The sequence below is a fragment of the Prescottella soli genome (assembly GCF_040024445.1).
GTDB lineage: Bacteria > Actinomycetota > Actinomycetes > Mycobacteriales > Mycobacteriaceae > Prescottella > Prescottella soli.
Map to the genome: position 1 here is coordinate 616,050 of NZ_CP157276.1, position 25,198 is coordinate 641,247.

A 25,198-nucleotide genomic window follows, 5' to 3' on the forward strand; every position below is an offset into this window, starting at 1 on the left:
TCAGATCGCCGGCGTCAGGTGCGGCGACGCCTTGGCGGCCTGCGCACGCAGCCCGCGGACGGCGGCGGCGGGATCGGAGGCGCCGTAGACGGCCGATCCGGCGACGAAGCAGTCGACGCCCGCCTCCGCGGCCTGCTCGATGGTGTCGGCGTTGATGCCGCCGTCGATCTCGACCAGCAGGCGCAGCTCGCCCGAGTCGACGAGCTTGCGGACGGCGCGCGCCTTGTCCAGTACGGCGGGGATGAACGACTGGCCGCCGAAGCCCGGCTCGACGCTCATCACCAGCAGCGTGTCGAAGTTCTTCAGGATCTCGAGGTAGGGCTCGATCGGGGTGTTCGGCTTGACGCTCAGCCCTGCCTTGGCGCCGGCGGCGCGGATGTCGCGGGCCACCGCGACGGGATCGTCGGTGGCCTCGGCGTGGAACGTGACGTTGTGCGCGCCCGCCTCGGCGTACGGCGGCGCCCAGCGGCCCGGATCGTCGATCATCAGGTGGCAGTCGAGCGGGATGTCGGTCGCCTTCAGCAGGCTCTGCACGACCGGCAGGCCGAGCGTGAGGTTCGGCACGAAGTGGGCGTCCATCACGTCCACGTGCAGCCAGTCGGCACCGGCTACGGCGTCGGCCTCCTCGGCGAGACGGGCGAAGTCGGCGGAGAGAATGGAGGGAGCGATCATCGGGGTTGCCACGCGGGCGAGTTTAGTCGGCAGGCGTCGGTCGCCCGTCGCTGCCGGGGTACCGGCGGGCCGGCTCGCGGCCCGCCGGTTGGGTCACTTCCGGCCCCGCCGGCGGACGGATAGTCGGCAACACCCGAATCTCGTTGCCGCGCAACGTCACCGACGTGCCGTCGTGATGGATGGTCAGTTCCTCGCCGTGCACGAGTCGGTACCGCGTCTCGGTCCGGTCGATCTCGACCCGCAACCGGCATCCGGCGGCGGCGACGCCGAACGCGAGCCGGTCGATGCCGCGTGGGAGCGCCGGCCGGAACGTCAGCCCGGACTGCCTGCGCCGCGCACCGCCGAAGCCCTGGACGAGCGTGAGCCAGATGCCGGCCAGCGACGCCAGGTGCAGACCGTCGCTCGTGTTGTGCTCCAGGTCGAGCAGGTCGATCAGCGCCGTCTCCCCCAGGTAGTCGTAGGCGAGGTGCATCGCTCCGACGTCCGCGGCCACCACCGCCTGACTGCACGCCGACAGTGACGAGTCCCGCACCGTCAGCCGCTCGTAGTACGCGAAGTTGCGGGCCTTCTCCTCGGCCGTGAACGCGTCGGGCACCCACTGCATGGCCAGCACGACGTCGGCCTGCTTGACCACCTGCTTGCGGTAGAGGTCGAAGTACGGATAGTGCAGCAGCAGCGGGTAGTGCTCGGGCGGCGTCCCCGCGAAGTCCCACACCTCGCGGTCGGTGAATCCCGACGACTGCGGGTGCACGCCGCGCCGCTCGTCGTACGGCACGAACATGTGTTCGGCCGCGGTGCGCCACCCGCCGAGTTCCTCGTCGGTGACGCCGAGATCCGGCATCCGATCGCGGTGGCGTTCGACGACACCGACGGCGGCGGTGAGGTTCTCGCGCGCCATCAGGTTCGTGTAGAGGTCGTTTCGCACGAGTGCGCTGTACTCGTCGGGGCCGGTGACCCCGTCGATGCGGAACCGCGCGTCCTCGTCGAAGTAGCCGAGGGATCGCCACAGACGCGCCGTCTCCACGAGCAGATCCAGGCCCACCGTGCGCTCGAAGTCGGTGTCGTCGTTCGCCCGCAAGTATCCGATGGCGGCCCGCGCGACGGCGGCGTTGACGTGGAACGCGGCGGCCCCGGCCGGCCAGTACCCGCTGCATTCCTTGCCGGTGATGGTCCGCCACGGGAACGCCGCACCGTCGAATCCCAGCTGGCGGGCCCGGTCCCGCGTCGTCTCCAAAGTCGAGTGCCGCCAGCGCAACGCGTCGGCGACGGCCTGCGGGAAGACGGACGTCAGCACCGGGAGGACGAACATCTCGGTGTCCCAGAACGCATGACCGTCGTAGCCGCGCCCGGTCAGCCCCTTCGAGGCGATCGCGACGCCCTCGGCGCGAGCCGACGCCTGCAGGATCTGGAACAGCGCGAACCGCACCGCCTGCTGGACCTCCGGGTCGCCGTCGACGACGACGTCGGCGTGCTCCCAGAACGAGTCGAGGAACGTCCGCTGCTCGGAAACCAGCCCGTCCCAACCACTGTCCCGCGCGATCGTCAGCTCACCGGCGATCTCGTCGCGCATCGCCGGTGCCGTCCGCCGGGACGACCATCCGTGGGCGACGTACTTGACCATCCGTACGTGCTCGCCGGCCGCGAGCTCCGCAGCGATCGTGACCCGCCCCTGGTCGGGATAGCTCTCGGACTCGACATGGACGTGCGAACCGAACACGTCGTGGTCCATCCCGACGGCCACGCGCAGTCCGCTCTCGCCGGTCGTGTGGATGAGCTGCACCAGCGCATCGTGATCGAAGTTCTCCTCGCCGACCAGAGGCTCCCCGAGCACCGCCGCCGCGCGCGGATCCGCCTCCGGTTCGGGCATCGGCTCGTTGGCGACCAACTCGGACTGCACCACCACTCTGGCCGGACCGTCGAGCGGCTCGACCCGGTAGTCGACGGCGCCGATCGCGCGCTGCGTGAACGACGCGAGCCGGGTGGTGCGCACCCGGACGGTCCGACCCGCGGGCGAGCACCACTCGACGGTGCGCCGCAGCACCCCGGCCTGCAGGTCCAGCTCCTGCTCGTGCTTGAGGAGCTGTCCGCGCCGGACGTCGAACGGCTCGTCGTCGATCAGCAGCCGCACGATCTTGCCGTCGGTGATGTTGATGATGGTCTCGCCGAAGTTCGGGTAGCCGTACCCGGGTTCGGCGTACGGCATGGGGCGGACCTCGTAGACGCCGGACAGATAGCTGCCGGGCAGTCCGTGCGGATCCCCCTCGTCGAGGTTGCCCCGCCAGCCGAGGTGGCCGTTGGAGACAGTGAACAGGGACTCGGTCTGCGCGAGGACGTCGAGATCGAGGCTCGTCGCGCGCAGTGTCCAGGGTTCGACCGGAAAGGCGGGATGAGTGATCACGACGTCGAACCTCCCAGTCGCCTGCCGGTCCTTCGACTACGGACCCGTCAGTTCACGCTAGGACACCCGCGCCGTCACGGCACAAGAACAGCCGCACCGCCGAACGCCCCGCCGGCGAGGTCCGCGAGCGCCTTGTCGGCGGCGTCGAGCGGATAGCGGTGGGCACTGACCCGCAGGCGGTGCTGCTGCGCGAACGCCAGGAAATCCCTCGCGTCCTGCCGCGTGTTGGCGGTGACGCTGCGGACCTGGCGCTCGCGGAACAGGTGCCGCTGATAGTTCAGCGGCGGAATGTCGCTGAGGTGGATGCCGGCGAGCGCGAGCGTGCCACCGGCGTCGAGCGCCTCGAGCGCGGGCGGCACGAGGTCGCCGGCCGGTGCGAACAGGATCGCCGAGTCCAGGGGTTCCGGCGGCGGGTCGGCCGCGCCCTGTACCGACGCCGCACCCAGACTGAAGGCCAGTTCACGCGCCTCCTCGCCGCGGGTCATCACGTGGACCCGAGCGCCGCGGGCCAGCGCGACCTGCGCGGTGAGGTGGGCGCTGCCGCCGAAGCCGTAGATCCCGAGGCGCCCGCCGTCGGGCAGGTCGGCGCGCAACAGCGACCGGTAGCCGATGATGCCCGCGCACAGCAGCGGCGCGATCTCCACGATCGGATATCCGGTGGGGAGTTCGAGCGCGTAGTCGGCCGGCACCGTCGTGTACTCGGCGTAGCCGCCGTCGGCGTCCCACCCCGTGTACGTCGAGTAGGGGCACAGGTTCTCGTCACCACGCACGCAGTAGCGACAGTGCCCGCAGGTACCCCGCAGCCACGCGATTCCCACTCGCTGGCCCACCTCGAATCGCCCGGCGTGTTCTCCCAGGTCCTCGCCCACCCCGACGACCTCGCCGACGATCTCGTGGCCGGGAATCACGTTGAGCCGATGGGGCGGCAGTTCGCCCTCGACGACGTGCAGGTCCGTCCGGCACACGCCGCACGCGAGGACCTTGACGAGCAGATCCTTGCTGGTGGGCCGCGGGAGCAGTTCGCGGTCCATCCGGAGTGGGCGATCCGCCAGCGGCCCGGGTCTGGTGGTACGCCAGGCGCGCATCGTCGTGGTCGCCGTCGTGGTTCGTGAGGTGTCGCTCCGCATCCCGGATCCGTACTCGTCGTCGGCGATGGTCACGGCCAGTGCGCGACATCATCGGAGGTGCCGGTTGTCGTCTCTTCCAGGATGCCTGGTTCGGCGCGCTCGCAACAGGGGGAATCGGAGGAACCGGTCTCGTCGCGCCAAGCGCTGGCGGCCGACGCCCGCTGCGGTCAGGATGGAGGCACCTTCGCCCTATCGGAGGAGTCGACCCGTGGAAACCAGCCCCGACGGCGATCTCGCATTACTGCACCGCTACTGGATGGCGGCGAACTATCTGACCGTGGCGCAGATCTACCTCCGTGACAACGTGCTGCTGCGCAGTCCACTGGCGGCGCCGGACATCAAGCCGCGGCTACTCGGGCACTGGGGCACCAGTCCCGGACTGTCGCTCGTGTACGTGCACCTCGACCGGCTCATCCGCCGCACCGACGCCGACGTCCTGTTCATCGCCGGCCCCGGTCACGGCGGCCCAGCCGTCGTCGCGAACACCTACCTCGAGGGCACGTATTCGCGGCTGTACCCGGACGTCACGCCGGACGAGGCCGGGCTGCGGCGGTTGGCGCGACAATTCTCCACGCCCGGCGGCATTCCGAGTCATTCCGGTGTGGAGACGCCGGGATCGATCAACGAGGGCGGCGAGCTCGGGTATTCGCTCGCGCATGCGGCGGGCGCGGCGATGGACAACCCCGACCTGCTCGTCGCGTGCGTCGTCGGTGACGGCGAGGCCGAGACCGGGCCGCTGTCGGCGTCGTGGAAGGCCCCGTTCTTCCTCGACCCGGCGCACGACGGCGCCGTGCTGCCGATCCTGCACCTCAACGGGTACAAGATCTCAGGCCCGACCGTGCTCGGGCGCCGCTCGGACGAGGAGGTGCTGGCGCTGCTGCACGCGTTCGGCTGGGATCCCGTGCTGGTCGCCGGCGACGATCCGGCGCAGGTCCACCGGGACATGGCCGAGACCGTCGATCGCGCCTACACCGCGATCACTCGGATCCGCCGCGACGCCCGCGAATCCGGCTTCACGGAACGCCCACGGTGGCCGGCGATCGTCCTGCGCACACCGAAGGGCTGGACGGGACCGAGCATCGTCGACGGCCTCGAAGTCGAGGGCACGTTCCGTGCGCACCAGGTTCCGGTCGCCGACGTCCGCGACGACCCCACGCACCTGCGGATCCTCGAGCAGTGGATGCTCTCGTACCGACCCGAGGAACAGTTCGACGCGCAGGGCAGGCTGGTCCCCGAACTCGCCGCGCTCGCACCGGACGGCGACCGGCGGATGGGCGCGAACCCGCACGGGAACGGCGGGCAACTCCTGCGCGCGCTCGAACTTCCCGCCGCGGACCGGTACGCCGTCGAGGTGCCGTCACCGGGCGCGGTCCACCACGAGACCACCCGGCCACTCGGCGAGTTCCTCCGCGACGTCTACGTCGCCAACCCCGACAACTTCCGACTGTTCTGCCCCGACGAGACCAACAGCAACCGCCTGGGCGCGGTGTTCGAGGTGACGGACCGCTGCTTCGTGGGAACCCTCATTCCGGGCGACGACCACGTCGGCCATCACGGACGGGTGATGGAAGTGCTGTCGGAGCACCTGTGCCAGGGCTGGCTCGAGGGCTATCTCCTCACCGGTCGGCACGGGCTGTTCGCGACGTACGAGGCCTTCGCGATGGTCAGCGCCTCGATGACCATTCAGCACGCCAAGTGGCTCGAGCGCTCGCGCTCCATCGACTGGCGTGCTCCGGTGGCGAGCCTGAACATCCTGCTGACGTCGACCTGCTGGCGCAACGACCACAACGGGTTCTCCCATCAGGGCCCGGGGCTGATCGACACCGTCCTGTCCCTGTCCGGGGGCGTCACCCGGGTGTACCTCCCCCCGGACGCGAATTCGCTGCTGGTGGTCGCCGAACGGGCCTTCGAGTCCCGGGACTGCGTCAACCTGCTGGTGGTGGACAAGCAGTCCCACCCGCAGTACCTGACGCTCGAGCAGGCGCGCAAGCACGTCGCGGCCGGTGCGTCGGTGTGGGACTGGGCCGGGACGGAGAGCGGCGACGGCGGCGAACCCGATATCGTGCTGGCGTGCGTCGGCGACGTTCCGACCGAGGAGACCCTCGCCGCCGCGGCACTACTGCGCGGGCACGTACCCGACCTGCGGGTCCGGGTGGTCAACGTCGTCGACCTGATGTCGATGGCCCCGGCCGACATCCACCCGCACGGGCGCCGGCACGACGCCTTCGAGGAACTGTTCACTGCGGACGTCGACGTCGTCGTCGCGTGGCACGGCTACGCCCGCGCATTCCATCAACTGCTCCACGGGCGGGCGAACCCCGACCGGTTCCACGTCCGCGGCTACACCGAGCAGGGCACGACCACCACCCCGTTCGACATGGTGGTGCTCAACCACATGAGCCGCTACCACCTCGCGATCGAGGCACTGCGCCGCTGCCGTCGGACGTCGGACGGTGCGGCCGAGCTGACGGGGTACTGCGAACGGATGCTCGACCGCCACCACGCCTACGTCCGCGAACACCTCGAGGACATGCCAGAGGTGCGGGGCTGGGTGTGGCCCGAGCCGGTGTGACCCGCGACCAACCCGCGGTCAGATTCCGAGCTTCAGCCCGGCCCCGGCGTCGACCCGCAGCTGCTGGCCGGTGACGAAGCGCGACTCGTCCGACGCCAGATACACGACCGCGTGCGAGATGTCCGCGGGATCGACCCACGGCGTCGGCATGGCCTGCATGAACGGGAACGTCACCTTCGCGTCCTCGGCGGTGGGGTTCTCGAGGTCGGGACGGAAGGTCTTGTACATCGGCGCGCTCTGCAGCATGTCGGTGTCGACGTTGGTGGGATGGATGGCGTTCACCCGAATCGAACTGGGCCCCAAGGTGAGCGCCAGCGACTCGGTGTAGGTCCCGATCATCTTCTTCGCGAGCCCGTAACCGTCGCCACCGGGCCCCTGCATCGCCTGCTGGCCGTTGATGCCCGTCTGCGGGACCAGGCCGGCGACCGAGCCGGTGGCGATGATCGACGCCCCGGCCTTCAGGTACGGCATGGCCGCGTGGATGGTGTTGACGACTCCGACGAAGTCGACGTCGAACGCGTCGACGAAGCCCCGCGGTGGAACGTGGTTGCCGAGCGGGCAGATGCCCGCGTTGGCGACGACGACGTCGAGCCGTCCCAGCGTCGCAACGGCCGACGCGAGTGCCTGCTCGAGCGCGGCCCTGTCCCGCACGTCGACCTTCGCGGTGACGATCCGCCGCCCCGCCTTCTCGACCAGTCGCCCGGTCTCGTCGAGATCGGCCTGGGTGGCGAGCGGGTACTCGTTGGTCTCGATGTCTTCGCAGATGTCGAACGCGATGATGTCGGCGCCCTCGTCGGCGAGGTGAACGGCGTGACTGCGGCCCTGCCCGCGCGCGGCGCCGGTGATCAGAACGACTTTCCCGGAAACCCGATTCATCAGATGCCCTCCGTGCCGATTCACTGTGGGCGGCGCATCGCCGCCCACAGTGAATTAGAACACGTGTCACTGTGAGGCAGGGCACATTTTCCGGGTGAAGTTCAGCCCTCGAGCGGCCTCTTCAGCGCCGCCATGAACATCGCGTCCGTACCGTGCCGGTGCGGCCACAGCTGCACGCCCGGACCGTCCCCGACGCCCGGAACTCCTGGGACCAGCTCGCGGGTATCGAGCGGGATCGCACCGTGCCGGCGCACCGCGTCCGCGACCACCGTGACCGTCTCGGCGACGTGCGGCGAGCACGTCGAATAGAGCACGACCCCGCCCGGCCGGACGAGCTTCAGCGCCGATTCGAGCAGCTCACGCTGCAACTTCGCCAGGCCCGCCACGTCCGACGGCTGCCGCCGCCAACGTGCCTCGGGCCGCCGGCGCAACGCGCCGAGGCCGGTGCACGGGGCGTCCACGAGGATCCGGTCGTAGCCACCGTCCAGTCCGGGATCGCGCCCGTCCGCCACGTGGACGTCGACAGGCAGACCGCGGGTCGTCTTGCGGATCAGGTCGGCGCGGTGCTCAGCCGGCTCCACCGCATCCAGTCGGCCGCCCTCGATGTCGGCCAGCGCACCGAGCAGTGCGGCCTTGCCGCCGGGACCCGCGCACAGGTCGAGCCAGCGGCCGCCGTCGGGGCCATCGAGCGGCGCGAGCGTCAGCGCGCGGGCCACCAACTGGCTGCCCTCGTCCTGGACGCCCGCGAGACCCTCGCGGACCGCGTCGAGCAGACCCGGGTCGCCGCCGTCGAGGTGCACCGCGTACGGCGAGTACGGGCCCACCTCGCCACCGGTGACGAGCGCGAGTTCCTCCGCCGAGATCTCCCCTGGCCGCGCCACCAGGTGGACGGCCGGGCGGGCGTCGTCCGCGATCAGCACGTCCTGGAGCTCACCCGCGTCCACGCCGAGCGAGTCGGCGAAGGCCTGAGCGATCCACTTGGGATGGGCGTACCGGAACGCGAGATGGCCCACCGGGTCGGCGACCGCGTCGGGCGCCAGCTCGGCCACCCACTCGTCCTCCGTCTTCTCCGACACCCGCCGCAGCACCGCGTTGACGAATCCCGCCTTGCCGGAGCCGGCCTCCGCGCGCACCAGGTCGACCGATGTCGCGACCGCGGCGTGCGGCGCGATCCGCGTGCGCAGCAACTGGTAGGTACCGAGCTGCAGGACATCGAGGAGCGGGCCGTCGATCTCGTCGATCGGACGGCCCGCACAACGCGCGATGACGGCGTCGAGCAGGCCGCGGGCCCGGGCCGCACCGTAGGCCAGTTCGGTCGCCAACGCGGCGTCGCGGCCGTCGAGGCGACGTTCCCGAAGCAGTCCCGGCAGAACGAGATTCGCGTACGCGTCCCGCTCCCGAACCGCCCGCAGCACGTCGCGGGCCGCGCGCCGCGGCTGATCGATCGACGCCTGCGCCGGATCGGGGCGCCGGGCCTGCCGGGGCCGGCTGCGGTCGCCGTGCCTTCCCTGGCCGCCGGGGCGTCCGCCCTGACGACCCGATCCGCCGGACCGCCGCGCCGGTCGCTTCTCGTCACTCACTGTGCCCGCACCTCTCCGTCGAGACGCGCACCGCGCGCCCAGTCCACCGCCGCCATCTGCTTCTTGCCCTGCGGCTGGACCTGTCCGAGCCGCACCGCGGTCGTCGACGTGCCCACGTAGAAGCCGTCCTTGCGGATCTCGATCCGTCCCGGCGGCAGCGTCTCCTCCACCAGCGTCACCGGTCCGACCTTGACCCGCAGATCGCCGATCATCGTCCAGGCACCCGGGGCGGGCGTCACCGACCGGACGTGGCGGTGCACGGCGAGTGCCGGCTGGTCCCACCGGATCCGGGCCGACTCCACCGTCATCTTCGGCGCGTGCGAGATGCCTTCCCGCGGCTGCGGGACGGCATGCAACGCACCGTCCTCGACGCCGTCGAGCACGTTCTCGAGCAGGATCGCGCCGCACTCGGCGAGCCGCCCGAGCAGCTCACCCGCCGTGTCGGTGGTACGGATCGCCTCGGTCACCACGCCGTACACGGGCCCGGTGTCCATCCCCTCGTCGAGCGCGAACACGGTCGCGCCCGTCATCTCGTCACCCGCATTGATCGCGGCCTGGACCGGCGCGGCTCCGCGCCACGCCGGCAGCAGCGAGAAATGCAGATTCATCCATCCGTGGCGCGGCACGTCGAGGACCGGTCGCGGCAGCAGATTGCCGTACGCGACGACCGGGCAGGCGTCGGGCGCGAGTTCCTGCAGCCGGGCCAGGAACTCCGGGTCCGACGCCGACTTCGGCGTGAGCACCTCGATGCCGTGTTCGTCGGCGAGCTGCCCGATCGGCGAGCGCGCGATCTTGCGGCCACGGCCGGCGACGGCGTCTGGTCGGGTGACGACGGCGACCACCTCGTGCCGTCCGGATTCGATGAGCCGCCGCAGCGACGGCACGGCCGGTTCGGGCGTCCCCGCGAAGACGATCCGCATCAGCGCCGGACCTCCGTTCGGACGGAACGGGTGGTCCGACGGGTGGTCTCAGAGTTCACGAGGGCGGCTCCCGGAGCGTTGAATCCCGGCGGCGCCGGAAGAGGGTTCACCCCGAGATTCTACGGAGCGCTCCCCTCCCCGGTGAGCGCCGCCTGCACCCGTGCGGTGTCCTCGTCGGACCACCCCTCGGGCTGCAGAATCCGCGCCCACATACCCGCGGCCTCGGGCCCGTACGAATGACCGTGTCCGGCCGGGACGTCCGCGGAGAACACCATGTCGAGCGTCACCTGCCAGAAGGTGACCAGCGGCATCCAGGTCATGTTCGGGTCGACGTCGCGGCCGCGCGGTTCCCGCAGCCAGTCCGGTTCGTGGAACAGCAGCGAGGGCGACCACCACACGATCGGATCGCTCGCGTGCTGCCAGTAGACCACCCGGCGCGGCCCCCAGACGCCGCCGATGTCCAGGTCCTCGGGGTCGGCCGCGAACCGCACCGACCGGCCGTCGTCGACCACCGGCAGGATCTCGGGTGAGCCGGAGTCGCGATCGGCGGTGACCTCCTGCCACTGCGGGGTGAAGTTCGGGGTGCCGACCCACAGCCCGCCGTCGACACGCACCGCCATGTCCTGGTAGCCGGCGAACGCGTTCTGACCGCCGTACGAGCCGAGGCTCTCGCCGAAGACGACGAGCTTCGGGCGGGTCTCGACGGGCAGGTCGATCCACCGCGCGAACACGGCGTTGAAGAGGTCCCGCCCGGCGACCTGCGGCGTCTGCCGGTCGGCGATGAACGCGAGCGGACTCGGCAGGAACGAGTACTGCATCGACGCGATCGCCGTGTCGCCGGCCTCGAGGTACTCGAGCGAGGAGGCCACGTCCTGGTTCACCCAGCCGCGCCCCGTGGTGGTGTTGACCGCGAGCACCTTCCGTTCCCACGCCTTCGTGCGATCGAGCTCGGCGACCACGAGATCCGCCACTTCGTCCACGGAGCCTGCCGACTCCCGTCCGGCGTAGACGCGGATCGGTTCCTTCGCCGGCCGACCCGTCACCGCCGTGATCTCCGCGGCGTCCGGTCCGCGGCCGACGAACGTGCGCCCCTCCTGCCCGAGGGTGTCCCACGCCTGCGCGGACGCGGTAGATCCGCTGCGTTCGGGCACGGTCGGCTGCTCCACTCCGGGCGCGGTCGCGGTGTCGGCTCCCGAGAAGCTCCAGTTCGCGAACGCGATCAGGCCGTTGTACAGCGCGCCGTTGACGACCAGCACCGCGACGAGGACGGCAACCGCCAGCCCCGCCACGTTCGCGGCCGGCCGCGGAATAAGGCGCCGTGCCAGGTCGGTGAGCTTGCGTGTCCCGACCCGGATCCCGCGCGCGGCCTCGAGGAGGACGAACCACACGGCGACGGCGATGAGGAACACCAGCAGCACGTTGGCGTGGCTGGTGTGCTCGATGCCGACGAGATCGCGAACGTAGTTCTGCCACACCGCCCCGAGCACGAGGAAGACGGGGACGAGGATCACCGCTGCGATCCCGAGGATCCACCATCCGATCCTCCGGGTGCGCGTCGACCACGCCGGCGTCACCCCACACGAGCGGACCACCCAGGCCGCGAGGCAGCCGACGCCGTACCCTGCGGCCACCGAGATTCCCGTCGCGACGCCCTGCAGGTACCAGGCGCGGGGCAGCAGCGAAGGACTGATCGACCACGTGAAGAAGACCAGCGCCACCGCCAGCCCGACCGCGTTCGAGCGGCGCGCCCAGGCCCGCAGTCCGTCCCACCTACGGCGGGCCACCGTCTTCTCGGGGTCGGCGTGGCCGTTGTCGACGCGCTCGGGAGCTGTGGTCATGCGCGGAACGATAGGTGCAACCGAGCGGCGGTCGCTAGACCTGCCCCGCCACGGCGTGTACACCGGACCCACGGGGCAACTCCCGCTACACCGTTTCGGAGGTCGACATGTCCGGCATCGCGAGCAAGTTCGACAAGGCATTCGAGTCCCGGCCGGTCGACGACCTGGCCGACGCCCCTGTGACGGCGCTGCGGGGACTGAGCGAGTCCGACGCCGAGCACCTGCGCGCCGCGTTCGGGATCAGGACGGTCCGCGATCTCGGCACGAACAAGTTCTTCCTCTGGGCACAGGCCATCGCCCGCCTCGCCGACTAGCCGGCACCCGCGGCCTGACCTGCACGTCGCGCAGGGGTCCATGCCCGACCGCACCCGGCGACACCAATACGGATGCCCGATACCACGGATTCGCCCGCAATCCGGAGCGCCACGCCGATTGTCAGCCTTCGATTTCCCTTGTTTGTCGAACGCGAGTTAATTGCTCGAGGTAGCTTTCGACTCACCCACTGCCCCAGAACCCCGGCAGCACAGGGTATCTCGGAGCCACCCCGGAAGACCGGTGACTTCTCCCTTCTTCGAACCTGGAGCGATTTCGGACTCAGTCCCGAGTCGCACGAAATTGCCTGCGTAACAGGCCGATTCGGGATCGAACCTCGCGCGAGCCGGCCGCCGCACCGCGGCAGGTTCACCGCTGCACCACCGGTCCGTGCACACATGTCTTCCCGGTAAGGGGTATCGCCACGCTTTTGGTGGATATGAAATTCGGCGACCGATCACGTGCTGATCTCGTCGACCCGGATCATCGCCGACCTGCAACCGCCTTTGGAGGACGCCGAGTCCCGCTGGAGCGACCGATCCAGAACCGCGCTGAACGAAGGGAATGCGCACGATGAGAACCACCGTCACCGGAGGAGCCGGGTTCATCGGCAGTCACCTGGTGGAGTACCTCCTGCGACAGGGCGACGAGGTCGTCGTGCTCGACGACCTGTCGACCGGCACACTCGCCAACCTCGCGCCCGTCGCGAACGCTGACCGATTCCGCTTCGTGGAAGGCTCGATCCTCGATCGCGACACGGTCGACAGCGTGATCGCGGGCGCCGACCGGGTGTTCCACCTCGCGGCCGCCGCTGGGCGGTGGATCGGCCGTCCGGCGGGCCGCCGGCGCACGAACTTCCGGGGCACCGAGAACGTCCTGGACGCGTGCCGCGACGCGAGAAACGTTCTGCTACTCGCGTCGACAAGCGAGAACCACAGCAGGAACAGTGCCGATGCCCGCTCCGACATGAAGGGCATCGAGGAGGCACTCGCACACGCGTACCGGCGCGAGTTCGGACTACGGGTGGCGACGGTTCGCCTGTTCGACATCGTCGGCCCACGGCAGACCGGCCGACACGGGATGGCAGTCCCGTGGCTGGTCGGACACGCCTTGCGAGGCGAACCAATCACGGTGTTCGAGGACGGGCTGAAGACCCGGTACTTCTCCTACGTCGAAGACGTGGTGCCGGCGATGGTCGCGATCGCCGCGGAGCCCGCCACGTACGGTCAGGCGTTCGACCTCGGTGGGGCGCGGGAGATCTCGATCGTCGAACTCGCCGAGCGGGTGATCGAAGTACTCGGCTCCGACAGTCCGATCATCCTGGTGCCACACGAGCAGGCTGCGGGGGACGACGCCATGCGCTGCCGAGTCCCCGACGATCGGCGGGCGCCGGAGCTGGTGGGCGTCGAACCCGTGACTCCCCTCGACGAGATCATCACGCGCGTCGCCGAGGCACTGTCCGCGTGGGATCCGCACGGGCTCAGCGAACAGATGGTCGCAGGCCGATGACGCAGCACCTCACGCGTGGGGACGGTCCACGAACGTGCACGAGCGGCGCTCTCGCGGCGACGGCCGCGCTCTCGCAGCTCGGTTCGGACGGCTGGGGCGCACACCGGCCCGAGCTGCCGCTGGTGATCGGTGCGATTCCACATTGGGACCGAGGCGCAGCACTGATGTCGATGTACACCCACGCCCGACACATCGACGTCGTCTCCCCCTGGTCGTACTCGATGACCGCCGACGGCACCGTGGCGACTACCGCAGGCATTGCCGTGCGCGCCGATTCCGTGCTCGCGACACGCGTGAGCCACAGAAACATCCGAACGATCCCTACTGTCACGAACACGACCTCCGGAGAGTGGGACCGTGACACGGTGGCGACAGTCCTGTCGGATCCGGGCCTGCGTCGGACACATGTGCGCTCGCTGACCGAACTCGTCCGCGCGCACGGCTTCGACGGTGTCCAGATCGACTACCAGAACCTGGAGTCCGCGGATCGCGGCTGCTTCTCGACGTTCGTCGGCGAGCTGGGCGCCGCGCTGCATCGCATCGGCCGGGTCCTCTACGTCGCCGTGCACGCCGAGCCGAACGATGCCGGTTGCCGGCCGCACAACGAGACGACCGATTACGCCACCATCGCGTGCTGCGCCGACAAGGTGATCGTGATGGCGTACGACCGGCACCGGGCGCCCCGCACCGCCGGGCCGATCGCTCCGTACGACTGGGTCGAGGAAGTGGTCCGGCATGCGATCACCCGGATTCCCCGCGACAAGCTCGTACTCGGTGTCGGACTCCACGGCTACGACTGGGTCGGATCGACCGCCGTCCGGCTCACGTGGACCCAGGTGATGTCGGTGGCGGCGACCGCGAAACCCCCAATGAACTGGGACGAGACGAGTCGGACGCCGCACTTCGGCTACATCCTCGACGGGATCGCCCACGAGGTCTGGTTCGAGAATGCTCGCAGTGTCGAAGCCAAGACCGAGCTCGCACGGCGGCACCGGCTCGCAGGGATCGCGCTGTGGCGCCTCGGCGGGGAGGACCCGTCGATCTGGAGACTGGGGCCGTGACCGTTCCGTAGCTCGGGCGACCCGCGTGCGTCGCCGTGGACTGGCGAACACGAACCTCGGAACGAAATCACCTGAGGACCACGAGGCACCACCGGCACACGGCAACACCCCGTATCCGCACGACAGATTAGGAACCTTCGCAATGAACCCGAACTCAACCCCCACACCGCGCCGCCGGACTGCAGCCGGGGCGGCCACGATCCTGCCCATGGCAGCGCTGTTGCTTTTCGCGACTGCCAGCACGGCAGCCGCGGCCGAGCGCACTGCGTCCACACCTGCCGGTGGGCTGACGGTGACGCTGACGAACGACACCGTCGAATCGGTTCCGAGGGTCAACAGCATGCCGACTTCGAGCGAGGGCCTCATCTCCGCGACGGCGGTTGCGAGTGCGACCGGAGCTGGCATACAAGACATCACCAGCAGCACGCTCGACGTCGGCTACCAGGTCGGGTGCCCCATCGACATCTCCGATGGCCCGGAACTCGCGATCGAGACGACGGCCGGTCCGTCGCTGAATATCTTCCCCACTCCCGGAATGGGCATGAACTTCGGTATCACGCCAAAGATTCAGATCAATCCCAAGCTGGGTGTCAATCAGGACGTTTCACTCGGAAAGCAGGAGGTGAACGGACCCGACGCCGCGGTGTCGTTCGATGCGGTCCACGTCAAGGTCGACGGATGCATCGGCGGTGTGACGGTTCGCCCGTATGCCGTCTACACGGTGACGACCGCTCGGGGGAGCCATTCGGTCGCGACGTACGGCACCGCACGCGCGCTCTGACGACTGAGTTCTCGCCCGCACGACATCGTGCGGGCGAGAACTCGTTCGGTGGCGACCGTCCTGCTCGGGAGCCGCGTTCGGAGACGTCACACACGCAGTTCGAGGGTGACTATCGCTTCCGCGACCGCGTGCACACTGGCGTTGTGCGAGCGGGCGTGACGGCGGATCAACTGGTAGGCGGCATCGACGCCGATTCCGTTCGCGTTGGAGATGATTCCCTTCGCCTGTTCGACGACGATACGAGTGGTCAGCGCCTGCTCGAGTTGCCCGGACAGACGTTGGAAGTGGTTCACCGCCGACCTCTGGCTCAGGTACACCGCTGCCATCTCGGCCAGACAACCGACCATGGCGATCTCCCCCTCGAGCCAACGCCGCGGGCGATCCGAGACAAGGACGAGCGTGCCGACCGTACGCGGGCCGTGCCGGAGCGGAAACGCCGCCAGCGCCACCAAACCCGATCGCCGCGCCTCCGCGACGAACTGTGGCCAGGTCTCGCGGTGATCGTCGACCGCGGCGATGTGCAGAATTCTCCCGCGCGCGATCGCATCGGCGCACGGACCGTCCGAAACCAGTTGTGCCAGGCGATCGAGAACGACTCCCGGCGCGGTCGTCGACGTCGTCGGTGCCGGCGATCCGTCGAGCTCGGTCACGACACCCCCGCCGGCGAGGGCGAGTAGCTCCGAGAGCAGTTCGACCAGACCCCTCAGCACGACATCCGTTTCGGACGACTCCGCCTGCAGTCTCGTGAACCTCTCCACGGCAACAGCGAATTGACCTTGATCAATCAACCGACCGTCCCATCATTCAAGGAATGGAGCCCCCCGACATTCGGAGATTTCGACACTCGCCCGGACCCGCGGGGGCGTTTACATACTCCTGAGCCATTCGTGATTCGCTCGATATCCCTACGTTGTCCGTCGTTCGTCCGTTCCTCCGACCGCGACCACCCACCTGGCACGGCTGATGCGACTGCGTCCGCGCTCGAGAGGAACGTCCGCCGGAATGCTATCGGACGCAGGGCATTCACCGCCCCGTATCGGCCGGGGGTAGTTGACTTCACCCGGTCGTTCACCCTGCCGCGGACGATCTGCGAAAACTGCACCAAATGCACGGAATCAGCACGCCGGCGAAGATACTCCACGGCAAATCCGGACAATATTTATTCGATCTTTATCGGTGAATACAGATGACAGGCCGGTAGTTCCACCCGACCCGTCGATCGCGACATCTCCGGCATCGACGCGCTCGTCCCGGAAAGTTCGTTGCGCTCTATCACGAGTTGCTTTCGTAGATCATCTCTGCGACGCCCGAGCCGAGCGGGACCGGCGTACACACCGGGGCGGGCGCGGTCGGCTCGAGTGCCTGCACCGCGAGTCCGAGCGCGAAGGGGTCGTACACCATGTTGAAGTGCCCGCCGCGGTTCTCCGGGCAGACGTCCTGCACCAGAATGTTCGTCGCGCCGTCGTCCCGCAACGCGATGTTGGTGTAGGGCTGGATCATCTCGTCGTAGCGCGACCCGATGGTCGTGTAGCCGACACCGGGCACGGTGTCGCCACCCGCATTGAGCGCGACGAGGAACGGGGATCCCTGCATCTGCTGGCTGATCGCCTCGGAGGTGAGCGCCTCGGCGATCCGTTCGGGGTACGGCAGGAGTCGCAGGAGCGGCACGATTCCGTACATCACCCCGCCGTACGTCGGCGACGCGATTCCGAGCCATCGGCCCACGACGTCGGCGCCGCCCAGTCTGTTGACGAAGTACCGCGCCACCGTCGCGCCCTGTGAATAGCCGACGAGATCGACCTCCGCAGCCCCGGTCGACACCCGGACGCGATTCACGAAGTCCGCGAGTTCGCCTGCGCTGCGGGCCATGTCGCCGCGCGCGTACTTGCCGGGTTTGCCGTCCGACCCGTAGTTCGGCGCGAACACGCAGAATCCTCGAGCAGTGAGGATCGGCGAGAGCGCGGACCAGTCCGTGTAGGCGTCCGAATCGCTCCCGTGCACGAGCACGACGGGATTCGGATGGTCCTGGGCCGGTCGGCACCCGAAGTCGTTCGCCCCCGGGGGCGCGGAGTCCGGGTGCCGCTCGGCGTAGCGCAACGCGTCCGCGTGTACCGCCTGAACCGGACCGGGCACGATCGGTACGACATACGTGGTCGCTCCCGAGCCGGGCGACCATCCGGAATCCGCCGGGGCCGCGCCGGCGATCGCCCCGAACGAACCGAGAGCGGCAGCCAGGACCGTGATCGCCCCGACCGCACCTACCCGCATCGACAGACCCACACGCACCTCCCGTGGTCCCGCGTAACCGTGCGCCGTGTCTATCAAGATCGGCGGCACGCGGCGGCCGCGGCGGCCGGTGCGTGCGATAACGATCGAGGAACGAAACTCAGCGGACCCCGGCTCCGCTCCCGACCCGGGAGTGCACATCCGCCATGAGAGTCAGGGTTGGGCGCGGAAAACGAGTTCGCTCGCAGTCGCTTTCGAGGGCATCGTCGACCATTTCCAGAAGATCGTGCCGATGCTGCAGCGGGATCGACCGGACGCCGAGGTCTTCCTCCGATTCCTCGAGAACCAATTGGGTCAGAACCATGTCGCAATCGACGTGGAAGCGCTCCATCAGCAACACGGACTCGTGGACGGCGGAACGCACGTCTGCCGCGGACGCACGCGGCGGGAGAGCACAGCACAATCCGACCAGGCGGAGGCCCGGCGAGGCTGCGATCTCACGGATCGAGTCGTACACGTACTCGGCCAGAAGGTCACGGCTGTCGATGTGCGCGAAGACGTTCTGGTGTGCTGCCGCCCGGAAGGTCGACCGAAAGTGCCGAAGTGTCATGATGGCCTCCTCGCTCCCCTCCACACCTACGCGCCCGCTCGGGACCGAGCACGCACCATGACATGCTCCTGACGCACCGACGACCGTCCTTGACACGCTGTTGACCCCCGCCCCACATCCCTGCCACCAGGGCCGATGCGTGGTGCAATTTGACGAAGAGCGACAGGAACGGGGTACGGATGACCATCGTGGACAACGCCGTCTACGTCGACGGTGTTCGCGTCGACACCCCACGCACGCTCGACTGCACCTACGACACGATGAACCGACGCGGCGGGATGGCCTGGATCGGCCTCTACCGACCCGACGTCACGGAGATCGATTCGTTGGCGCGCGAGTTCGGTCTCCACCACCTCGCTGTCGAGGACACGATCGCCGCCCACCAGCGCCCCAAGCTCGAGCGGTACGACGAGACCCTGTTCGTGGTGCTGCGGCCCGCCCGCTATCTCGACAATGTCGAGAAGGTCGAGTTCGGCGAGGTGCACGTATTCGTCGGACCCGACTTCGTCGTCACCATCCGGCACGCCGAGTCTCCCGATCTCGGACAGGTGCGACGCCGCCTCGAAGCCACCCCCGGACTGCTGCGCCTGGGCCCCGAGGCCGTGTTGTACGCGATTCTGGACCAGGTCGTCGACGAGTACCTACCGGTGGCAGCAGGCCTCGAGAACGACATCGACGAAATAGAGAACCAGGTGTTCACCGGCGACCCCGCCGTCGCCAAACGCATCTACGACCTGTCCGGCGAGGTCATCGACTTCCAGCGCGCCACGCGGCCGCTGGTGTCGATCCTCGAGGCTCTCGAACGCGGATCGGACAAGTACCACGTCGACCTCGAACTCCGTCGCCACCTGCGCGACGTGCTCGACCACACGCTGCGGGTCGTCGAGCGCGCCGACTCGTCCCGCGCGCACCTGCAGACCGCACTGTCGGTGCACGCCACCCTCGTCGCTCAGCAACAGAACGAGGAAATGCGCCGGTTGACGGTCACGAGCCTGAACCAGAGCGAGGAAGTGAAGAAGATATCCGCCTGGGCCGCAATCCTCTTCGCGCCCACGCTGGTCGGCACGGTCTACGGGATGAACTTCAACGACATGCCGGAACTGGGGTGGGCGTTCGGCTACCCGATGGCCCTGCTGCTCATGGTCGCGACGTCGCTGACACTGTTCTACGTCTTCAAACGCCAGCACTGGCTGTGAGCACGCGTCGCACGGTTGACACCACGCAGAGCCGCTGGCACCCTCATCGTGCAGCACCTCGTTAGGCGAGGCTCCTGCACGAACACAGGCCACTGATCTCACGACGTCGAGAGACGCCCAAGATCAGGACAGATTTCCCCGGATTAAGGGGTGATCCCAAGTGGCTTCCCACCGACGTGGGATACGTCGTGCAGTGCCGAAGCTCTTACGTGGAGGTGTTCCGACCGGACGATCGCCATCGAATGTGCGACCGACTCGAAACCCCTGCGTTGCACCGTCAGCGGAATCGCGCGGCCGGCCCTGGGACCAGCTGCCGCTCAGGTACGGAGGTAGCCGATATGGACACCACGATCATCCGACCCGTCGACTACCGGTTCGAGGTCTGCCGGTGACCGCCCGGTCGGGGCAGGCCCCCGCCACGGAATCCGAGCGCACGACGTTTCGCCGACGCTTCGCCGAGTGGACCGAGCGGCCGCTGTGGTCGCTGCACCTGATCCTCGGTCTCACAACACTGCTCACGACGTTCGGGCTCGCGATGGTGCTGTCGGCATCGGCCGTCGAGTCCTATGTCGGCGGAGGGTCCGCGTACACGTTCTTCGTGCAGCAGTTGCTCGGGGTCCTCCTCGGACTGTTCGCCTTCTATCTGGCGATGCGGTTGCCCGTCAGGACCATCCGGATGCTCTCGTTCCCCGCGTTCGTGGTCTCGGTCGTGATGCTGATCCTCGTGCTGATTCCGGGGATCGGTACCGAGATCCAGGGCTCCCGACGCTGGTTCGACATCGCGGGTATCTCATTCCAGCCGTCCGAGCTCGCGAAGGTGGCGCTCGTGTTGTGGGGCGCGCACATGCTCACGCTTCGCGACAGAGTCGGTCGCTCCACGCGGGATCTCGTGATCCCGGTGGTACCGGGTGCGCTCGTCATGTGTGTGCTGGTGGTGCTCCAACCGAACCTGAGCACCGCCATCACGCTCGCGATCATCGCGATGGCACTGCTGTGGTTCGTGGGCTTCGACCTGCGAATCCTGGGCGCGATTGTCGCCACGGGTGTCGTAACCGCGGTCATCCTGACGTTCACCGCCGGATACCGGGTCAACCGGGTGCGGGTGCTGTTCAATCCCGGCGACGACCCGCAGGGCCTGGGCTACCAGTCACGCCAAGCGAAGTACGCGCTCGCCAGCGGCGGGGTGTTCGGCGAGGGCCTCGGACAGTCGACCAGCAAGTGGAACTATCTCCCGAACGCGTACAACGACTTCATCTTCGCGATCATCGGCGACGAACTCGGCATCATCGGATGCCTGTCGGTCATCGCCCTGTTCGCCGCGGTCGTGATGCTGGGCCTCAGGATCGCCCGTCGCTGCGCCGACCCGTTCCTCGGGCTCGTCACCGCCGTCGCCACGACGTGGATCGGCGCTCAGGCGGCCATCAACATCGGCTACGTCACCGGGTTGCTTCCCGTGACCGGACTGCAATTGCCGCTGATCTCGTACGGCGGTACGTCCACGGCGCTGATGCTGTTCGTCTTCGGCCTCATCGCGAACGCGGCGCGGCACGAGCCTCGCGCGATCGCCGCGATCGAGAAGTCGGGCGGCGGGCGGATCTCGCGACTGCTCCGCCTGCCGATGCCGCAGCCGAGCCCGACGACCGACGGTCGCGGGGCGCAGCGCCGCCGGAACAGCATGCCGCCGAACACGACTCGCGGTCGAGAATCTTCCCGGAGGTCGGGATCGACAGTGCCGTCCGATCGCACTTCCACGGTACGGTCGCGCTCCACTCGAACCGCTGGGAGCAGATCGTCATGATCAAGGCCGTTGCACTACTGGCGCGCAAACCGGAACTGTCGCACGCCGAGCTCGTCGACTACTACGAGAACAACCACTCCAAGCTGATCCGCAGCCTGATGCCGCAGATCCGCGACTACCGGCGCAACTACCTGGACCGATCGTCGGGTATCGGCGCGGACGGCGCGGCCGATCCCGACTTCGACGTCATCAGCGAGTTCGTCTTCGACGATCGGGCCGCCTACGAGGACATGCTCGCCACTCACGCCCGGCCCGAGGTCGCGGCGGCGATCGCGGCCGACGAGGAGAACTTCCTCGACCGCGCGCGCACCCGGATGTACGTCGTCGACGTCCGGGAGAGCTAGCCGATCCGGAGCGGATCGATCTGCACCCGGACGGGTCCGTTCGATCGCCGGGCGCTGCGGACGGCCTGGGCCTCCGCCAGGCCCTTCGCCAGCGCCCGCCCGTCCCCGCGCGGAACCCGAACGAGCATGCGCTCCACGTCTTCCGGCTCCGGCTCGTCACTCGAGAACGGCAGCCGCTCCCCTGGCGGCAGCGGCACCGGTCCCAGAACGTCGGCCGAATCCGGAAGTCCGGCGGCCTCGAGAATTTCCCCGATCGACGCCGCGGTGCCGTCGACCGCGGCCAGGTGCACGGCGGGCGGGAATCCCACCTCCGCACGTTCCTCGAGCTGAGCTCGCGCGTGCCACACCGGATCCCAGCGCACCAGCGCCTGCACGGTGGGAATTCCGGAGTCTGCGACCACCACGACCTGGCCGCCGTCGGTATGCGACCGCACCAGCGCCGACGCGGTCATCCACCGCCGCAGCGTCTCCTCGGCGGCGCGCAGGTCCGCACGCCCCAGCAGCGCCCACCCATCGAGGAGCAGGGCCGCGCCGTAGCCGCCCGGCATCACCGGCTCGGCACCAACCGTCGACACGACCAGCTTGGCGCCGGGCGGCATCTCGGCCTTCACGTCGGATCCGCCGGAGGTGTGCACCGCGACACCGGGAAACGCCCGACCCAGCTCCTCGGCGGTGCGCCCCGCCCCCACGACGACCGCCCGCAGCGCCCGCGCCCCACAGGCGTGGCAGCGGTGGTTGGTGTCGGCGATGCCGCACCACTTGCACGTCGGGGAACCGGCGCCGTCCGGGCCGGCGGCCGCGGGCAGCGACAGCGGGCCGTTGCACCGACGGCAGCGCGCCGGCGCCCGGCACTTCCCGCACGCCAACGACGGCACGTAGCCACGGCGCGGAACCTGAACCAGCACACCGGCTCCCGCCGCCAGCGCCTGCCGGGCCGCGGCGAACGCGATCGCCGGAAGGCGGGCCGCACGGGCGCCGGGATCACGGGCCAACGCCTGGTCGCTGTCCGCGAGTGCGGTGATCTTCGGGGCGCGTGCGCGCACGACGTCGCGGGCCGCGACGAGATCGTGCGCCCACCCGGAGTCGACGAGGGCCTGCGCCTCCGCGGTTCGCGAATGTCCGGCGACCACCACGGCACACCCCGTGTCGTGGGCCCGCAACAGCGCGACCTCACGCGCGTGCGGATACGGCGAACGCGGCTCCGCCAGGCTGCTGTCACCGTCGTCCCACACGACCGTCAGGCCGAGGTCCGGCGTCGGAGCGAACACCGACGCCCGGGTCCCGACGACCACGCGGGCCGTCCCCCGCAGCGCCGCCAGCCACCGCCGGTACCGCGCCGACGGCCCGAGTCCCGCCGCGAGACCCACGACATGGTCCGCGCCGAGCAGGCTTTCACACGCCCGTACCAGTCGGTCGAGGTCACGCTGGTCGGGCACCACGAGTACCGCGCCCCGCCCGGACGCCGCGACGACGCCGGCCAGCTCCGCGAGCCGCGCGCACCAGTCCTCGCCGGGAAGTGCCTGCCACGCCGCGCGCGGACCACGGCCGGACTCCAGCGCCTCGAGGAAGTTGAGGCCGTGGGTGTAGGCGGACCATGCGTCCCGGTCGACCGTCGGCGATTCCGGGGCCGGGCGCGGCACGACCTCCTCGGATTCGACCTTCGCGTGGCGCGGCGGGATCGCCAGGCGCAGCACGTCCGCGCGCGTCCCGGCGTAGCGCTGTGCCACCGCGTCGACCAGGCGGTGCACCTCGGCGGTCAGGACGGGAACGGCCGAGACGACCCGATCGAGCCAGGCCAGCTTGCCGTCGTGCTCGCTCGTCTCGATCCGCTCGAGGAGGAAGCCGTCCACGAGCCGTCCCGCGAACCGGACCCGCACCCGCACCCCCGGTCGGGCCTGCTCGTCCAGCTCGGACGGAACCAGATAGTCGAACACACGGTCCAGGTGCGCAACAGGAAGCAGCGGCAGCACTCGCGCCACAGGCGCGTGTGCTGCCGCTGTCTTGTCGGTGCCGGTCAGCGAGCTGACTCTTCGGTCGCGGTCAGAGACCCGCGGCCGCGCGCAGCTTGTCCGCGCGGTCGGTGCGCTCCCACGGCAGGTCGACGTCGGTGCGACCGAAGTGACCGTACGCGGCAGTGTCCGAGTAGATCGGGCGGAGCAGGTCCAGGTCGCGGATGATCGCGCCCGGACGCAGGTCGAAGACCTCGCTGATCGCCTGCTGGATCTTCACGACGTCCACCTTCTCGGTGCCGAAGGTCTCGACGAACAGGCCGACCGGGGCGGCCTTGCCGATCGCGTACGCGACCTGGACCTCGATGCGGTCGGCGAGGCCGGCCGCGACGGCGTTCTTGGCCACCCAGCGCATCGCGTACGCCGCGGAACGGTCCACCTTCGACGGATCCTTGCCGGAGAACGCGCCGCCGCCGTGGCGGGCCATGCCGCCGTAGGTGTCGACGATGATCTTGCGACCCGTCAGGCCCGCGTCGCCCATCGGACCACCCAGGACGAACTTGCCGGTCGGGTTGACCAGCAGCCGGACGTCGGCGGTGTCGAGTTCGATGGCGAGCTCGCCGAGGACGTGGCCGAGAACCTTCTCGCGCAGATCCGGGGTGAGCAGGTTGTCGAGGTCGATGTCGGCGGCGTGCTGCGTGGAGATGACGACGGTGTCGAGCCGGACCGGACGGTCGCCGTCGTACTCGATGGTGACCTGGGTCTTGCCGTCGGGACGCAGGTACGGCAGCACACCCGTCTTGCGGACCTCGGTGAGCCGACGCGAGAGCCGGTGCGCGAGCGCGATCGGCAGCGGCATGAGCTCCGGGGTGTCGGTGCAGGCGTAGCCGAACATCAGACCCTGGTCGCCGGCGCCCTGGCGGTCGATCTCGTCGTCGGTCACGCCGTCGACGCGAGCCTCGTGCGAGTGGTCGACGCCCTGCGCGATCTCCGGCGACTGCGCGCCGATCGCGATGTTCACGCCGCACGAATTGCCGTCGAAGCCCTTCGCGGACGAGTCGTAGCCGATCTCGAGGACCTTGTCGCGCACGATCTTCGGGATGTCGACGTACGCGGACGTGGTCACCTCACCGGCGACGTGGACCTGCCCGGTGGTCACCAGGGTCTCGACCGCGACGCGGCTGTGCGGATCCGCCTCGAGCATCGCGTCGAGGATGGAGTCACTGATGGCGTCACAGATCTTGTCGGGGTGACCTTCGGTCACGGACTCACTGGTGAATAGCCGCTTGCCGGACGTGCTCACAGATCTCCCTCTCGACGTTCTGTCCGAGGCCGACTCCGCTCGAATTCGAATTCTCGAATCGCGTGGCCCCGCTACGACACCTGAGCTGATTTTCGTTTCTACTTCTATTCAATACCGCAGACGACC

Annotated in this window: 20 protein-coding genes and 1 riboswitch; of the genes, 8 read left to right on the forward strand and 12 right to left on the reverse strand. The window is 69.1% G+C overall.

What is annotated here, in order from left to right; translation table 11 throughout:
- The 3 genes from rpe to ABI214_RS02885 form a co-directional block, all read right to left on the reverse strand.
- Positions 1-684, reverse strand: coding sequence for a ribulose-phosphate 3-epimerase (rpe, locus tag ABI214_RS02875; RefSeq protein ID WP_348605955.1), 684 nt, complete (start codon positions 682-684; stop codon positions 1-3).
- 10 nt (positions 685-694) lie between these two features.
- On the reverse strand, positions 695-3,070 hold the full coding sequence (locus ABI214_RS02880) for a glycoside hydrolase family 65 protein (RefSeq protein ID WP_348605957.1): 2,376 nt from the start codon (positions 3,068-3,070) through the stop codon (positions 695-697).
- A 74-nt stretch (positions 3,071-3,144) separates the two neighbouring features.
- Positions 3,145-4,155: a zinc-binding alcohol dehydrogenase family protein gene (locus ABI214_RS02885; RefSeq protein ID WP_348611204.1), complete on the reverse strand. Its 1,011-nt coding sequence runs from the start codon at positions 4,153-4,155 to the stop codon at positions 3,145-3,147.
- Positions 4,156-4,405: 250 nt separating this feature from the next.
- Here ABI214_RS02885 and ABI214_RS02890 point away from each other — a divergent pair, with 250 nt between their 5' ends.
- Positions 4,406-6,769 carry a phosphoketolase family protein gene (locus ABI214_RS02890; protein WP_348605959.1) on the forward strand — a complete coding sequence of 788 codons (2,364 nt, stop codon included), beginning with the start codon at positions 4,406-4,408 and terminating at the stop codon, positions 6,767-6,769.
- An 18-nt stretch (positions 6,770-6,787) separates the two neighbouring features.
- Here the strand turns inward: ABI214_RS02890 and ABI214_RS02895 are convergent, their stop codons facing one another.
- The 4 genes from ABI214_RS02895 to ABI214_RS02910 form a co-directional block, all read right to left on the reverse strand.
- Positions 6,788-7,645, reverse strand: a complete 858-nt coding sequence (locus ABI214_RS02895; protein WP_348605961.1) for a mycofactocin-coupled SDR family oxidoreductase — start codon at positions 7,643-7,645, stop codon at positions 6,788-6,790.
- Positions 7,646-7,746: 101 nt separating this feature from the next.
- Positions 7,747-9,225, reverse strand: a complete 1,479-nt coding sequence (locus tag ABI214_RS02900) for an RsmB/NOP family class I SAM-dependent RNA methyltransferase (protein ID WP_348605963.1) — start codon at positions 9,223-9,225, stop codon at positions 7,747-7,749.
- On the reverse strand, positions 9,222-10,145 hold the full coding sequence (gene fmt, locus ABI214_RS02905; RefSeq protein ID WP_348605965.1) for a methionyl-tRNA formyltransferase: 924 nt from the start codon (positions 10,143-10,145) through the stop codon (positions 9,222-9,224). Before fmt ends, ABI214_RS02900 begins: the two co-directional genes overlap by 4 nt.
- Before the next feature lie 119 nt (positions 10,146-10,264).
- Entirely contained in the window at positions 10,265-11,983 is a 1,719-nt protein-coding gene (locus ABI214_RS02910; protein ID WP_348605967.1) for an alpha/beta hydrolase, read from the reverse strand.
- A 107-nt stretch (positions 11,984-12,090) separates the two neighbouring features.
- On the opposite strand from ABI214_RS02910, the gene ABI214_RS02915 reads away from it, so the two are divergent.
- The 4 genes from ABI214_RS02915 (at position 12,091) to ABI214_RS02930 (ending at position 15,646) form a co-directional block, all read left to right on the forward strand.
- Positions 12,091-12,297, forward strand: a complete 207-nt coding sequence (locus ABI214_RS02915; RefSeq protein ID WP_280760676.1) for a hypothetical protein — start codon at positions 12,091-12,093, stop codon at positions 12,295-12,297.
- A 571-nt stretch (positions 12,298-12,868) separates the two neighbouring features.
- Positions 12,869-13,804, forward strand: coding sequence for an NAD-dependent epimerase/dehydratase family protein (locus ABI214_RS02920; RefSeq protein WP_348605969.1), 936 nt, complete (start codon positions 12,869-12,871; stop codon positions 13,802-13,804).
- Entirely contained in the window at positions 13,801-14,865 is a 1,065-nt protein-coding gene (locus ABI214_RS02925; RefSeq protein ID WP_348605971.1) for a glycosyl hydrolase family 18 protein, read from the forward strand. Before ABI214_RS02920 ends, ABI214_RS02925 begins: the two co-directional genes overlap by 4 nt.
- A gap of 25 nt (positions 14,866-14,890) precedes the next feature.
- On the forward strand, positions 14,891-15,646 hold the full coding sequence (locus ABI214_RS02930) for an MspA family porin (protein WP_348605973.1): 756 nt from the start codon (positions 14,891-14,893) through the stop codon (positions 15,644-15,646).
- 86 nt (positions 15,647-15,732) lie between these two features.
- Here ABI214_RS02930 and ABI214_RS02935 read toward each other — a convergent pair whose 3' ends face one another.
- The 3 genes from ABI214_RS02935 to ABI214_RS02945 all read right to left on the reverse strand — a co-directional run bounded on the left by ABI214_RS02935 (position 15,733) and on the right by ABI214_RS02945 (position 18,482).
- Complete coding sequence (locus ABI214_RS02935) at positions 15,733-16,404, reverse strand: GAF and ANTAR domain-containing protein (protein ID WP_348605975.1); 672 nt, start codon at positions 16,402-16,404, stop codon at positions 15,733-15,735.
- Between the two features lie 514 nt (positions 16,405-16,918).
- A complete protein-coding gene (locus ABI214_RS02940) occupies positions 16,919-17,914 on the reverse strand; it encodes an esterase/lipase family protein (RefSeq protein ID WP_408586801.1) in 996 nt (331 codons plus the stop codon).
- Between the two features lie 118 nt (positions 17,915-18,032).
- Positions 18,033-18,482 carry a hypothetical protein gene (locus tag ABI214_RS02945; RefSeq protein ID WP_348605977.1) on the reverse strand — a complete coding sequence of 150 codons (450 nt, stop codon included), beginning with the start codon at positions 18,480-18,482 and terminating at the stop codon, positions 18,033-18,035.
- A 179-nt stretch (positions 18,483-18,661) separates the two neighbouring features.
- Between ABI214_RS02945 and ABI214_RS02950 the strand changes: the two genes are divergently transcribed.
- The 3 genes from ABI214_RS02950 (at position 18,662) to ABI214_RS02960 (ending at position 21,820) form a co-directional block, all read left to right on the forward strand.
- Positions 18,662-19,678 (forward strand): magnesium and cobalt transport protein CorA, encoded by a 1,017-nt coding sequence (locus ABI214_RS02950; protein WP_348605980.1) that lies wholly within the window; start codon positions 18,662-18,664, stop codon positions 19,676-19,678.
- 50 nt (positions 19,679-19,728) lie between these two features.
- A riboswitch (M-box (ykoK) riboswitch) is annotated at positions 19,729-19,900 on the forward strand.
- 166 nt (positions 19,901-20,066) lie between these two features.
- Complete coding sequence (ftsW, locus tag ABI214_RS02955; protein WP_408586678.1) at positions 20,067-21,476, forward strand: putative lipid II flippase FtsW; 1,410 nt, start codon at positions 20,067-20,069, stop codon at positions 21,474-21,476.
- On the forward strand, positions 21,473-21,820 hold the full coding sequence (locus ABI214_RS02960; RefSeq protein ID WP_348605982.1) for an EthD domain-containing protein: 348 nt from the start codon (positions 21,473-21,475) through the stop codon (positions 21,818-21,820). The genes ftsW and ABI214_RS02960 overlap by 4 nt, the downstream gene beginning before the upstream one ends.
- On the opposite strand, the gene ABI214_RS02965 is transcribed toward ABI214_RS02960, so the two are convergent.
- Both ABI214_RS02965 and metK read right to left on the reverse strand, forming a co-directional pair.
- Positions 21,817-23,838: a primosomal protein N' gene (locus ABI214_RS02965; protein WP_408586799.1), complete on the reverse strand. Its 2,022-nt coding sequence runs from the start codon at positions 23,836-23,838 to the stop codon at positions 21,817-21,819. The two genes, ABI214_RS02960 and ABI214_RS02965, sit on opposite strands and share 4 nt — an antisense overlap.
- Before the next feature lie 22 nt (positions 23,839-23,860).
- Entirely contained in the window at positions 23,861-25,072 is a 1,212-nt protein-coding gene (gene metK / locus ABI214_RS02970) for a methionine adenosyltransferase (RefSeq protein ID WP_348605985.1), read from the reverse strand.
- Between the last annotated feature and the right edge of the window lie 126 nt (positions 25,073-25,198).

Bases quoted from the DNA above. Each gene is read 5' to 3' on its own strand.
- ABI214_RS02885 (WP_348611204.1), bottom strand. From the start codon at position 4,155: ATGCGCGCCTGGCGTACCACCAGACCCGGGCCGCTGGCGGATCGCCCA.
- ABI214_RS02895 (WP_348605961.1), bottom strand. From the start codon at position 7,645: ATGAATCGGGTTTCCGGGAAAGTCGTTCTGATCACCGGCGCCGCGCGC.
- fmt (WP_348605965.1), bottom strand. From the start codon at position 10,145: ATGCGGATCGTCTTCGCGGGGACGCCCGAACCGGCCGTGCCGTCGCTG.
- ABI214_RS02910 (WP_348605967.1), bottom strand. From the start codon at position 11,983: ATGACCACAGCTCCCGAGCGCGTCGACAACGGCCACGCCGACCCCGAG.
- ABI214_RS02915 (WP_280760676.1), top strand. From the start codon at position 12,091: ATGTCCGGCATCGCGAGCAAGTTCGACAAGGCATTCGAGTCCCGGCCG.
- ABI214_RS02920 (WP_348605969.1), top strand. From the start codon at position 12,869: ATGAGAACCACCGTCACCGGAGGAGCCGGGTTCATCGGCAGTCACCTG.
- ABI214_RS02925 (WP_348605971.1), top strand. From the start codon at position 13,801: ATGACGCAGCACCTCACGCGTGGGGACGGTCCACGAACGTGCACGAGC.
- ABI214_RS02940 (WP_408586801.1), bottom strand. From the start codon at position 17,914: ATGCGGGTAGGTGCGGTCGGGGCGATCACGGTCCTGGCTGCCGCTCTC.
- ABI214_RS02945 (WP_348605977.1), bottom strand. From the start codon at position 18,482: ATGACACTTCGGCACTTTCGGTCGACCTTCCGGGCGGCAGCACACCAG.
- ABI214_RS02950 (WP_348605980.1), top strand. From the start codon at position 18,662: ATGACCATCGTGGACAACGCCGTCTACGTCGACGGTGTTCGCGTCGAC.
- ABI214_RS02960 (WP_348605982.1), top strand. From the start codon at position 21,473: ATGATCAAGGCCGTTGCACTACTGGCGCGCAAACCGGAACTGTCGCAC.